The 11936-nt window shown below is 74.0% G+C and carries 11 protein-coding genes and 1 tRNA gene; 1 reads left to right on the top strand and 11 read right to left on the bottom strand.

What is annotated here, in order from left to right; all coding sequences use genetic code 11:
- Positions 1–24: 24 nt before the first annotated feature.
- From J3473_RS02090 to J3473_RS02080, 3 genes are read right to left on the bottom strand one after another with little or no spacing between them, the layout of a single operon-like run.
- Positions 25–876 carry a MaoC/PaaZ C-terminal domain-containing protein gene (locus J3473_RS02090; protein ID WP_242525626.1) on the bottom strand — a complete coding sequence of 284 codons (852 nt, stop codon included), beginning with the start codon at positions 874–876 and terminating at the stop codon, positions 25–27.
- Between the two features lie 2 nt (positions 877–878).
- The gene (locus J3473_RS02085; protein ID WP_207021703.1) at positions 879–2228 is read right to left on the bottom strand and encodes a 3-oxoacyl-ACP reductase; all 1350 of its coding nucleotides are present in this window, start codon (positions 2226–2228) and stop codon (positions 879–881) included.
- A 1-nt stretch (position 2229) separates the two neighbouring features.
- A complete protein-coding gene (locus J3473_RS02080) occupies positions 2230–3513 on the bottom strand; it encodes an acetyl-CoA C-acetyltransferase (protein ID WP_207021702.1) in 1284 nt (427 codons plus the stop codon).
- A 100-nt stretch (positions 3514–3613) separates the two neighbouring features.
- On the opposite strand from J3473_RS02080, the gene J3473_RS02075 reads away from it, so the two are divergent.
- Positions 3614–4228, top strand: a complete 615-nt coding sequence (locus tag J3473_RS02075) for a TetR/AcrR family transcriptional regulator (RefSeq protein WP_242525625.1) — start codon at positions 3614–3616, stop codon at positions 4226–4228.
- A gap of 6 nt (positions 4229–4234) precedes the next feature.
- Here the strand turns inward: J3473_RS02075 and J3473_RS02070 are convergent, their stop codons facing one another.
- From J3473_RS02070 to J3473_RS02035, 8 genes are all read right to left on the bottom strand, one after another.
- Positions 4235–5494 carry a class I SAM-dependent methyltransferase gene (locus tag J3473_RS02070; protein ID WP_036830344.1) on the bottom strand — a complete coding sequence of 420 codons (1260 nt, stop codon included), beginning with the start codon at positions 5492–5494 and terminating at the stop codon, positions 4235–4237.
- Positions 5495–5515: 21 nt separating this feature from the next.
- Positions 5516–6898 carry an FAD-binding oxidoreductase gene (locus J3473_RS02065; protein ID WP_242525624.1) on the bottom strand — a complete coding sequence of 461 codons (1383 nt, stop codon included), beginning with the start codon at positions 6896–6898 and terminating at the stop codon, positions 5516–5518.
- Entirely contained in the window at positions 6895–7239 is a 345-nt protein-coding gene (locus tag J3473_RS02060; protein ID WP_207021700.1) for a hypothetical protein, read from the bottom strand. Before J3473_RS02060 ends, J3473_RS02065 begins: the two co-directional genes overlap by 4 nt.
- A gap of 112 nt (positions 7240–7351) precedes the next feature.
- Positions 7352–7428, bottom strand: a tRNA-Val gene (locus tag J3473_RS02055).
- A gap of 77 nt (positions 7429–7505) precedes the next feature.
- Complete coding sequence (locus J3473_RS02050) at positions 7506–7949, bottom strand: TIGR02611 family protein (RefSeq protein ID WP_207021699.1); 444 nt, start codon at positions 7947–7949, stop codon at positions 7506–7508.
- Positions 7946–8791 (bottom strand): aminotransferase class IV, encoded by an 846-nt coding sequence (locus J3473_RS02045; RefSeq protein WP_207021698.1) that lies wholly within the window; start codon positions 8789–8791, stop codon positions 7946–7948. The genes J3473_RS02050 and J3473_RS02045 overlap by 4 nt, the downstream gene beginning before the upstream one ends.
- Positions 8788–9819, bottom strand: a complete 1032-nt coding sequence (locus tag J3473_RS02040) for a chorismate-binding protein (RefSeq protein WP_242525623.1) — start codon at positions 9817–9819, stop codon at positions 8788–8790. Before J3473_RS02040 ends, J3473_RS02045 begins: the two co-directional genes overlap by 4 nt.
- A gap of 82 nt (positions 9820–9901) precedes the next feature.
- Entirely contained in the window at positions 9902–11755 is a 1854-nt protein-coding gene (locus tag J3473_RS02035; RefSeq protein ID WP_207021696.1) for a phosphoenolpyruvate carboxykinase (GTP), read from the bottom strand.
- Positions 11756–11936: the final 181 nt, after the last annotated feature.

The raw sequence follows: 11936 nt of genomic DNA, 5'->3' as shown, positions 1-11936 counted from the left end.
CCGGAGGTCGACGGAACCGCCGGGTCAGGCCTCCAGCGTCAGCACGAGGTGCGTCGTCGGGGGGTCCCGACGCGACCGCAGCGCGGCCGTGGTGGCACCCGGTGCGCGCCCGACGACGAGCTCGACCGTGCTCGGCAGGAACACGGGCTTGGTGAACCACACCCGGCTCGTCGAGGGCCCGAGCGAGGTCCGGCCGAGCGCCGCGAGGGTGCGTGCGTAGGTCCACATCCCGTGGGCGATGTGCCGCCGGAAGCCCATCGCCCGCGCCGCCAGCGGGTGCAGGTGGATGGGGTTGACGTCGCCGGAGACGCCGGCGTACTCACGCCCCAGCCCGTCGGGCAGCCGCCAGACGGCGACGGCCGGCCCGTCCGGGGCCTGCGGCGGGGCGTCGCCGCGCGGAGCGTCCTCGTCGCCGCGACCGCGGGAGAGGTAGACGCTGTCGCACGTCCAGACGAGCTCGTCGTCGACGCGCGCCTCGAGACGGACGTCGAGCGTGCGCCCCTTCCGGTGCGGACGGAGGTCTCTCGCCGTCACGTCGAGCGTCAGCGGCTCCGAGGCGTCGAGGGGGCGGTGCGTCGTGACCCGGTTCTCGAGGTGGACCAGCCCCGGCAGGGCGAACGGGAAGTCCGGTCGCGTCATGAGCGCCGTCTGCAGCGGGAAAGCCAGCACCCACGGGTACGGCTGCGGCACGGTGTCGGACACGTCGTACCCGGTCAGCCGCTGGTAGGCCGCGAGCCGGCCCCGGTCGACGCGCACGTCCTCGACGCGCAGCGTCCGCTGGGGCACCTCGCTCCCCCGGCGGCCACGCGCGGTGACCGCTCCCCGGGCGAGCAGGGGCGCCGTCGCGGGCAGCGTCGCCAGTGTCTCGACGGCCACCGTCAGGCCCCGAGCAGGCTCTGGCCGCACACGCGGACGACGTTGCCGGACACCGCGGCCTGGGCGTCACCGGCGAAGAAGGCGATGGCCTCCGCGACGTCGACCGGCAGCCCGCCCTGCGCGAGGCTGTTGAGCCGGCGCCCCACCTCGCGGGTGCCGAGCGGGATGCGCGCGGTCATCTCGGTCTCGACGAAGCCCGGTGCGACGGCATTGACCGTGATGCCTCGTCGGCGCAGCGCACGGTCGTCCGCGTACCCGTCGACGAGACCGATGACGCCGGCCTTGGACGCCGCGTAGTTCGCCTGGCCACGGTTGCCGGCGATACCGGCGATCGACGACACGAGCACGACCCGGCCGCCCTCGCGCACACCGTCCTTCGCGAGGAGCGTCTCGTTCATCGCGAGGATCGAGAGGAGGTTGACGCGGACGACGGAGTCCCAGCGGTCGGCGTCGGTGTTGGCCAGCAGCTTGTCGCGGGTGATGCCCGCGTTGTGCACGACGACGTCGAGGCCACCGTGCCGGGTGCGGGCGTGCTCGAGGATGCGGGCACCCGCGTCGGCCGCGGTGACGTCGAGCTGCAGTGCGGTCCCCCCGACGGCGTTGGCCACCGTGGCCAGCGAGGCGCCCGCGGCGGGCACGTCGACGCAGACGACGGTGGCGCCGTCGCGGTGCAGCGTGCGGGCGATGTCGGCCCCGATGCCGCGCGCAGCCCCGGTGACGACGGCGACCTTGCCGGCCAGCGGGCGCTCGGCGTCCGCGGGTGCGGCCGCCTCCCCCTCGCCGACCCGGAACACCTGACCGTCGACGTACGCCGACCGGCCCGACAGGAGGAACGTCACCGTCCCGAGCGCCGCGGCCTCGGATCCCTCGGTGACGAGCACGAGGTTGGCGGTGGCGCCGGCCCGCAGCTCCTTGCCGACCGAGCGCGTGATGCCCTCGAGCGCCCGCCGCGCGGCCCGCTGGGCCACCGTGGCCGCGGCCTCGGGGTGACGGCCGACGACGACGACGCGGGCGCAGCGCCCGAGCCGCTTGAGCGCCGGACCGAGGGTCGCGCGCAGCGACTCGAGGTCCTCGGGCGCACGCGCGGCCGTGAGGTCGACGACGACACCGCCGAGCCGCGCGCCGTCGGGCACGGTGTCGACGAGCTCGGCCCCGGCGGCGGCCAGACCGTCGCGCAGCGCCCCGACCGCGGGGGTGTCGTCGTGGCCGCCCACGAGGACCGGACCCTCGACGAGCGGCGCGCCCGGCGAGTACCGGCGCAGCGGGACCGGCTGCGGCAGCCCGAGCGAGGAGGCGAGCCGCCGGCCGAGGCCGCTGTTGACGAAGGAGGTGTAGCCGTCCGAGCGGGGCATCTCAGGCCGCCTCGAGGATGGCGACGACGCCCTGCCCGCCGGCGGCGCAGATCGAGATGAGCCCCCGTGCGCCGGAGCCCTTCTCGTGCAGCTGCTTGGCCAGCGACGCGACGATGCGCCCACCGGTCGCCGCGAACGGGTGGCCGGCGGCCAGGGAGGAACCGTTGACGTTGAGCCTCGACCGGTCGATGCTGCCCAGCGGCGCCTCGAGGCCGAGGCGCTCGTGGCAGAACTCCGGGCTCTCCCACGCGGCGAGCGTCGAGAGCACGGTCGCCGCGAAGGCCTCGTGGATCTCGTAGAGGTCGAAGTCCTGCAGGGTCAGGCCCTGGCGGGCGAGCATCCGCGGGACGGCGTAGGCCGGCGCCATGAGCAGGCCCTCCTCGCCGCCCAGGTAGTCGACCGCGGCGGTCTCGCCGTCGACGAACCACGCGAGCGGCGTCAGCCCGTGGGCGGCGGCCCACTCCTGCGAGCCGAGCAGCACCGCCGAGGCGCCGTCGGACAGCGGCGTCGAGTTGCCGGCCGTCATCGTCGCGTCGGGGCCTGAGCCGAAGGCCGTGCGCAGCGACCCCAGCTTCTCGAGCGTCGTGTCCGGGCGCAGGTTCTGGTCCCGTGTCAGCCCGAGGTACGGCGTCACGAGGTCGTCGAAGAAGCCGCGCTCGTAGGCGGCCGCGAGGTGCTGGTGCGACGCGAGGGCGAGCTCGTCCTGCGCCTCGCGGGTGACCCCCCACCGGGCGGCGGTGATCGCCATGTGCTCGCCCATCGACATGCCGGTGCGCGGCTCGGTGGCCGCCGGCACCTGGATGCCGAGGTCGGTGGGGCGCAACGTGATCGCGGCCCGGGCGCGGTCGGCCGGGGTCTTGGCGCGCGAGAGGCGCAGCAGCTTGCGGCGCAGCCGCTCGGGCACGACGACCGGCGCGTCGGAGGCCGAGTCGACCCCGCCCGCGATCGCGGAGTCGGCCTGCCCGAGCGCGATCTTGTTGGCCACGAGGATCGTCGCCTCGAGACCGGTGCCACAGGCCTGCTGGATGTCGTACGCCGGGGTGTCGGGCGCGAGGCTGGAGCCGAGCACCGCCTCGCGGGTGAGGTTGAAGTCGCGGCTGTGCTTGATGACGGCGCCGGCCACGACCTCCCCCACGCGCTCCCCCGCGAGCCCGTGCCGGGCGACGAGCCCCTCGAGGGTGGCGGTCAGCATGTCCTGGTTCGAGGCCTCCGCGTAGGGGCCGAACTGGCGGGCGAAGGGGATGCGGTTGCCGCCGAGGACGGCGGCGCGACGGGTGGTGGGCACCGGGTGGCTCCTGGGTCTGCCGGGTCGGCGGGGGTCCCCGCCGCTTGTATCCGATACCGAAGGTAACAGGTACCGCCGGTCCCTGCTACCGTCGGCTCCCGTGACCTCGAGCGCAGCCCCGGACGGCCGCAGCGCGCGCTGGGACGAGCACCGGCTCGCCCGCCGCCGCGAGCTCGTCGAGGCCGCCGTCCGGGCGGTGCGGCGGCACGGGGCCCAGGTCGGGATGGACGAGATCGCGGCCGAGGCCGGCACCTCGAAGACCGTCGTCTACCGCCACCTCACCGACCGCGCCGGCCTCTACGCCGGGGTCGCCGACCGGGTCGACGGCACGATCATCCGCGGCATCACCCGCGCCGCCGGCGAGACCGCCGGGGCCACCCCGACGCGCGAGCTCGTCCGCGCCGTCATCGGCGCCTACCTGCACCTCGTCGAGGACGACCCGGAGGTCTACCGGTTCATCGTCAACGCGCCGATCCTGCCGCCGGGCGAACGACCGGCCGGTGACGTCGCCGCCGGCATGACCGGCCGCATCGCCGACCACGTCGCGGGGCTGCTCGGGGCCCACCACCTCTGGGGTGTCGCGCTCGTCGGGATGGTCCGGGCCGCCGCGGACGCATGGCTCGCCGACGGCGCGGCCGCCGGTGGCCGCACCGCCGACGAGCTCTCGGACGACCTCACCGACCTCGTGTGGGACGGGCTGCGCCCGCGGCCCTGAGCCGCGTCAGGCGGACCACCACGGGCGCAGCGGCAGGTCGTGCCGGCCCTCCGCGTCCGTCTTGACGGCCAGCACGTGGTGCAGCTGGATCTCGTTGCGCTCGAACCCGAGTCGTGATCCGGCCATGTACAGGCCCCAGACGCGTGCGGTGCCCTCGCCGACCTCGGCGACGGCCTCGTCCCAGTGCTCGACGAGGTTCGCGCACCAGCCGGCCAGGGTCAGCGCGTAGTGCTCGCGCAGGTTCTCCTCGTGGAGCACCTCGAGGCCGGCGTCCTGCACCTCGCTGACGATCCGCCCCGAGCCGGTCAGCTCGCCGTCGGGGAAGACGTAGCGGTCGATGAAGGCGCCGGTCTCGGTGCGCCGGTTGTGCGGCCGGGTGATGCAGTGGTTGAGCAGGCGCCCGCCGGTCCGCAGCCGGTCGCGGATGAACCCGAAGTACGCCGGGTAGTTGCGCACGCCGATGTGCTCCGTCAGGCCGATCGACGAGACGGCGTCGAAGCCGGTGTCGCGCACGTCGCGGTAGTCCGTGTGCCGGACCTCCGCGAGGTCGGCCAGCCCCTCCTCGGCGATGGCCTTCTGCGCCCAGAGCGCCTGCTCGCGCGAGAGGGTGGCGCCGACGACCGAGACGCCCCGGCGCGCCGCGTAGCGGACCATCCCGCCCCAGCCGCACCCGATGTCGAGCAGCCGGTCACCGGGCTGCAGGCGCAGCTTGTCGAAGACGAGCCGGTACTTGTTCTCCTGCGCCTCCTCGAGCGACGCGTCCGCCGTCGGGTAGCAGGCGCAGGTGTAGGTCATCGAGGGCCCGAGGACCATCTCGTAGAACCGGTTCGAGACGTCGTAGTGGTGGTGGATCGCCTCGGCGTCGCGCACCGTCGAGTGGCGCAGCCCCTCGGCGAGCCGGCGCCAGCGCGGCAGGCTCTCCTGGGGCGGCGGGGGCGGCGGCGTGAAGCCCTTCATCCCGAGCATCCGCGAGAGCTCGAGCACCTGCTCGCGCCCCGGGCGGCGGAACCGGATGCTCGACATCGCGGCGAGCACGTCGTACGGGTCGCCGGGGTGCACGCCGTGCACCGTGAGGTCGCCGGTGACGTAGGCGCGCGCCAGCCCGAGGTCCCCCGGCGCCGTCGCGAGGTAGGACATCCCGCGCCGGTTCTCGATGCGCAGCCGGACGTCGGCGCCGACGGGTCCGACGCTCGACCCGTCGTACGCCTCGACGCGCAGCGGCAGCGGTCCGTCGACGACGGACTCGACGATCTGGGCGATGCTCACTCTTCTCCTCCTGGGTGGTGGTCAGGCACCGCGCACGGCCTTCGCGTAGAGGTCGGGCAGCCGGTGTCCGGGGTCGTAGCGCTCCTTGAGCGCCGGGTAGTGGTCGCCGCCGTAGTGGCGCCAGAAGGTCTCCTCGTCGTAGAACGCCTCGGAGTACAGGGACTTGTGCCCGCCGAGGGCGCTCACCGCGTCCTCGACGCGGCGGTTCGCCGCGCCGGGCGGCTGTGCCGGGTTGACCGGCACCGTCGACCAGAACCCGACGTTGACGTACCGCTCGCCGGGGCGCAGGGGGTAGAGGGTCCACGTCCGCTCGTCACGGAGCTGCAACGGGCACAACCAGATCGGCTCGATCGGGACCTCGCGGAGGAACCAGCGCAGGAACTCGGCCGTGCGCTCGAGCGGGATCTCGACGTCCTGGACGACACGCTCGCGCGGAGGCCGCCCCTTGCGCGCCTCGAGGCGGTCGGCGACGTCGAACCGGCGGTCCAGGGCGACGAGCCGCCAGTAGGCGCTCGAGCGCAGCCAGCGTCGCGGCCACACCCGGCGCAGCGCCGGGTTCTGCGCCCCGAACGCGCGCGAGCACCAGAACCAGTCGGTGTCCCAGCGCCAGAGGTAGTCGAGGGTGCTCAGGGTGTCGCGGGTCGGGCGCGGGTGGTCGTGCTGGATGGACCGGTAGAAGACCCGCTGCCCCGTGTAGTCGCTGGTCGGGCCGGGCTCGTCGCTGCGCCGGCCGAGGACGAGGTAGGACTCGTCCGCGCTGAAGACGACGCCGTCGAGGTAGTCGACCTCCTCGCCCTCGTGGGCGCCGGTGGACATCACCTCGCCGACGGCCGCGAGGAGGGCGTCGAGGTCGTGGAAGCGCACGTGGCGCAGCGACACGGTCCGGCCGACGGGCTCGAGCTCGATGCGCAGCCGGGTCGCGTACCCGAGCGTCCCGTAGGAGTTGGGGAAGCCGCGGAAGAGGTCGGGGTGCCGGTCGACGGCGTCGCAGGTGACGATGTCGCCGCCGCCGGTCAGCACGTCCATCTCGAGAAGGGACTCGTGCGGCAGGCCGTTGCGCCACGACGTCGACTCGATGCCGAGGCCGGTCACCGCGCCCCCGAGCGTGATGGTGCGCAGCTGGGGGACGACGAGGGGCGTCAGGCCGTGCGGCAGCGTGGCGTCGACGAGGTCCTCGTACGTGCACATGCCCTGCACGTCGGCCGTCCGCGCGTCGGGGTCGACGGACACGACGCCCCCGAGACCGCTCGTGTCGAGCCCGGGCACGCCCGTCGGGGTGCGGCCCCGGAAGAGGTTGCTCGTGCGCTTGGCCAGGCGGACGGGGGCGCCGTCGGGGATGGCCCGGTGGCTGGCCAGCAGCCGCTCGACGCCCGCGTCGTGCGCGGTGGTGGCGACCGTGCTCACGCCTCGTGCTCCACCCGCTCGACGACGTCACCCACCCGCACCGTGCCGACCTGGCCGACCGCGGCGTAGAGCCCGGGGCACGCGTTGCCGGTGCCCTCGACCGCGAGCAGTGTGCCGCCGACGCGGACGAGGGTGCCGGCCAGGCCCTCGACGGCGGCCGTCGGCGCGTCGAGCACGAGGTTGGCCCGCGTGTGCGGCGAGTCGTGGCCGACGATCGAGACGGCCGCGCGCTTGCGCCGGTCGCCCTCGAGGCCGTCGGCCTCGACGGCGACAGACTCGTGCGTCACGGCGTCCCCACCGCGCACCGGGAAGGTGTGGATGGCCCGGACGGTCAGCTGCATCCCCCATGCATACACCTCCGCCCCGACGTCGCACCCCTCCGTTTGTCACGCGTCGAGGAGTGGGACGCGTGAGGCCCCGGTCCGCGTCGCGGTCCGGGGCCTGTCGTCGTGCTGGTGGATGTGGAGGGGCTCGAACCCCCGACCTCTCGCGTGTGAAGCGAACGCTCTGACCAACTGAGCTACACATCCGCGCCGTGCGGCCTGCCGAGGATACCCGGCGCCGGGGGCCCGGCGGAAATCGGGGTGGCCGGCGTGGCGCGGCCCCCTCAGAGGGCGAGGTGGCCGTGGATCCAGGCCTCGAGCCCGTCGGGCAGGAACGTGGGGACCCCGGTGAGCCGGAACGTCACCCAGAGCACGGCGAGGACGAACAGGAAGGTGGCGAGGGCCACGAGCGCCTGGACGCCGCGGGACTGCCGGCGCATCCAGTGCTCCCACCGGCGCACCTGCTTCTTGACCCACTCGAGGAGGTCGGACGCCGGCTCGATCTCCGAGGCCCAGACGCCGAGACCGAGGATGACGATGAGCCAGCCGGGGCCGGGCAGGGGCACGAGCGCGAAGCCGCCGAGCACGAGGACCAGCCCGACGACGGCGACGACGAGGCGCAGCGCCAACCGCGTGCCGCGGTTGGCCCGCAGCCGCTGCCGCCACGCCCACTCGTCGTGGTCGTCGGCCGGTCGGAAGAAGGGTCGGCGGGTGGGGGTCTCGGTCACGGGTCGACTCCTTCGGCGGCGGCGTGACGGGCCCAGGCGGCCCGGACGGCGGTGGTCAGCGGTCCGGGCGCCGGCAGCGGCCGCCCGTCGACCGCCGAGACGGGCATGACGTCCTTGACGGACGAGGTGAGGAAGAGCTCGTCGGCCTCGCTGAGCACCGACAGCGGGAGGTCCTCCTCGAGCACCTCGACGCCCTCGGCGCGGCACCACTCGAGGACGAGCTCGCGCGAGATGCCGGCGAGGCACCCGCTGGACAGGGGCGGGGTGCGCACGACCCCGCCGGTGACGACGAAGACGTTGCTGCCCGTGCCCTCGCACAGCTCGCCGCGCGTGTTCGCGAAGAGCGCCTCGACGGCGCCCTGCTCCTGCGCGCGCGCCAGGGCGACGACGTTCTCGGCGTAGGACGTCGTCTTGAGCCCTGCGGTCGCCGAGCGCTCGTTGCGCACCCAGGGGACGGTGACGACCGCGCCGGTGGCGGGAGGACGTGCGTGCTCGACGGCGGTGACGATGTAGGTGAGCCCCGCGTCGAGCCGGTCCGAGCCCAGCGGCCCCCGGCCGCCGGTCACCGTCCAGCGCAGCCGCCCGAAGGGGATGGCGGGGCCGTCGAGGACCGCCGCGATGCCCTCGCGGACGCGGTCGTGGTCGGCGGCGGGCAGGCCGAGCCCGGCGAGCGAGCGGTCCATCCGGGCCAGGTGCCGGCTCACGGCGTACGGCACGCCGGCGGCGATCTTCGCGGTCTCGAACGCCCCGTCGCCGACGGTCACGCCATGGTCGACGGCACTGACGGCCGGGCCGTCCGCCGCCACCCGGGCGCCGTCGACCCACACGCGGATGTCGTTCATGCGCACACTGTCCCAGACGCGACCGGCCGTCCCGCGGCAAGGGCGACGAGACGCGCCGCCTTGAGCTCGGTCTCGGCCCACTCCCCCTCCGGCGAGCTGCCCCACGTGATCCCGGCGCCCGTGCCGAACCGCAGGACGCGCCGTCCGTCGTCGGTGCGGGCGGCCCAGAAGGTGCGGATGCCGACGGCCAGCTCCGCCTCGTCGCGGTCGGCGTCGACCCAGCCGACCGCCCCGCAGTAGGGGCCGCGCGGCACGGGCTCGAGGTCGGCGATCGCCCGGAGCGCCGTGTGCTTCGGCGCGCCGCTGACCGAGCCCGGCGGGAAGGTCGCCGCGAGCAGCTCGCGCCACCCCGTGCCCGGGCGCAGGCGGCCCGCGACGTCGGAGGTCAGGTGGACGAGCCCGGGGTGCTCCTCGAGCCGGCAGAGCGCCTCGACCTCGACCGTCCCGGGACGGCTGACGTGCCCGAGGTCGTTGCGGACGAGGTCGACGATCATGACGTTCTCGCTGTAGTCCTTGGGGAGCAGCCCTCCGGCGGTCGGCGCGGTGCCCTTGATGGGTCCGGAGCGGACCAGGTCACCACGCCGCTGGAGGAACAGCTCCGGTGAGGCACAGACGATCTCGAGTCCGGCCTCCGGCAGGTCGAGGGTCGCCGCGTACGGCGCGGGGTTGCCGCGGGCGAGCACCGCCCCCAGCCCCAGCACCGAGGCGTCGTCGGGCAGGTCGTGCTCGAGCACCCGGCAGACGTTGACCTGGTAGACCGTGCCCACGGCGATGCGCGCCCGCACCTCCTCGACGGCCGCGACGTACCCGTCCCGGTCCAGGCTCGTGCGCCACTCCCCCGCGAGGCCGGCCCAGCCGGCGTCGACGGCCGGCGGCGCCGCGCGGCTGACCTCCCCCATCCGGACGGCGGTCAGCTCGCCCTCGAAGGTGACGACGACGGCCCAGAAGCCGCTGGTCAGCGCGTCGGGGTCGTGGACGACCGCCTCGACGCCCCGGGCCTCGAGCCCCGCGAACCGTGCGACCGCCACGCCGAGCATCGTAGGGGTGGACGCGGGAGGGCCCGGGCCCCGAGGGTTCGCACCCACGGGGCCCGGGCCCGTCCGAGGTCGCTCAGGCGCGGACGCTGGCGTCCGCCTCGAGGGCCGCGGCCACGCGCCGGTGGGCCTCCCAGATCTCCTCGGGGAGGTCCGCGAACTGCCGCAGGTGCTCCTCGCGGTGGCCCATCTCCTCGCGCCAGCGCTGCACGTCGACGTCGAGGATGGTGTCGAGGTCGTCCTCGTCGATCTCGAGACCGACGAGGTCGAGCTCGTCCTTGGTCGGGAGGATGCCGACCGCGGTGCGGCGACCGGTCACCTCGCCCTTCTTGAGCTGCACGAGCCAGAGGAGCGCGCGGAGGTTCTCGCGGTAGCCGGGCCAGAGGAAGTGGCCGTCCTCCTCGTCGCGCTGGAACCAGTTGACGTGCGCGAAGATCGGCTGGTCCTTCGCGGCCCCGACGATCTTCAGCCAGTGCGCGGCGTAGGGGCCCTCGGGGTAGGACATGAACGGGCGCATCGACATCGGGTCGTAGCGCAGCCTGCCGTCGACGCCCTCGGCGGCGAAGGTCGCCTCGGCGCCGAGCGTCAGGCCGTCGTAGACGCCCTCGGCGAGGTCGGTGATGGCGCGCACGAGCGGCTCGCGGTCGCGGGTGCGGCCACCGAAGATGATCGCGTCGATCTTGACGCCCTTCGGGTCCTCGAAGTCGGGGGCGACGTTCGGCACGTTGGCGAGGGTCGTCGTGAACCGCGAGTTCGGGTGTGCCCAGGGGTCGTTCGCCTCGTCGGGGTTGCGGTCGGCGATGACCTCGCCCTTCCAGTCCCGCCAGCCGGTGACGTCGGCGGGGCGCTCGGGCGTCTTGCCCTCCCACCAGACCTCGTGGGTGCTCTCGTTGTAGGCGACGTTCGTGAAGAGCGCCTGCGTGCCCTCGGCGATGGAGTCCAGCGCGGTCGGGTTGGTCTTCTCGTTCGTGTCCTTGGCGACACCGAAGACGCCGTTCTCGGGGTTGAGCCCGTAGAGCTGGCCGTCGCTCGGGTCGACCCAGAGCCACGCGATGTCGTCGCCGTAGAAGCTGACGTGGTACCGGTCGCCGAGCGCGTCCGGGGCGAGCGTCATCGCGAGGTTCGTCTTGCCCGAGGCGCTGGGGAAGCCGCCGCAGACGTGGTGGGTCTCGCCGGTCTCCTTGTCGGTGATGCCGAGGAGCATGAACTGCTCGCCGAGGAACTCGCCCGACGCCCAGCCGTCGTACGCCGCCTGGCGCAGGCCGTGGGCGATCTTGCCGAGCAGCGCGTTGCCGCCGTAGCTGCTGCCGAAGTGGAGGATGGTCCGCTCGTCCGCGACGGTGACGAAGTAGCGCTGGTCGTCGGGCGTGCCCTGACCGAGGTTCGGCAGGTCGCCGGTCACGTGCACGGCGCGGACGAACACGTCCTGCTCCGCGAGCGAGTTGATGTGGTTCACGCCGACGCGCGCCATCCGGATCATGTGGAGGCAGACGGTGCGGTTGTCGGTGATCTCGACGCCCGCGGCGAAGCGCTCGAGGGGGCTGCCGGGCGGGGCCATGAGGTAGGGGATGACGTACATGGTCTTGCCGGCCATGGCGCCCTTCATGTGGCCCTCGACGACCGGCCGGATCTCGTCGCTGTGGCGCCAGTTGTTGTAGACGCCCCGGTCCTCGGGGCGGCTCGTGGCGACGATCGTGCGCTCCTCCGACCGCGCGGTGTCCTTGGAGTAGCTGCGCGAGTAGTAGAGCCCCTCCCCGGCCGGCTCGATCTCCCCCGCCTCCAGGGCCTCCCGCACGAGGCGGGCGTCGTCGGACGCCGAGACCACCTCGATGCGCTCGGCGCCGAGGAAGTCCGCCCAGTGACGGACGTACTCCCGGACGCTCTCGTTGGTCAGTCCCGCTTCGTCCAGGGACTTCTCCAGGTCGGCCACAATGCTCACCCTTTTCGGTCGTCACGCAGGTCAACCCGAGGGCGGGACCACGACGTCGTGCATCCCGCCCTGCGAGACAGCCATTGCACCGTAGGCGCGGGTGGCCGGTCCACGGTCGAAGCGTTTCGACGCGGGAGTCCTTCGTCACATCCGACGTACCGCCAGAGATCCTGCTCACACC

This window comes from Phycicoccus sp. DTK01, from assembly GCF_017312765.1.
Classification (GTDB): domain Bacteria; phylum Actinomycetota; class Actinomycetes; order Actinomycetales; family Dermatophilaceae; genus Phycicoccus; species Phycicoccus jejuensis.
Note: the sequence above shows the minus strand (reverse complement) of the source record. Positions and strands in the feature narration are given on the sequence as shown.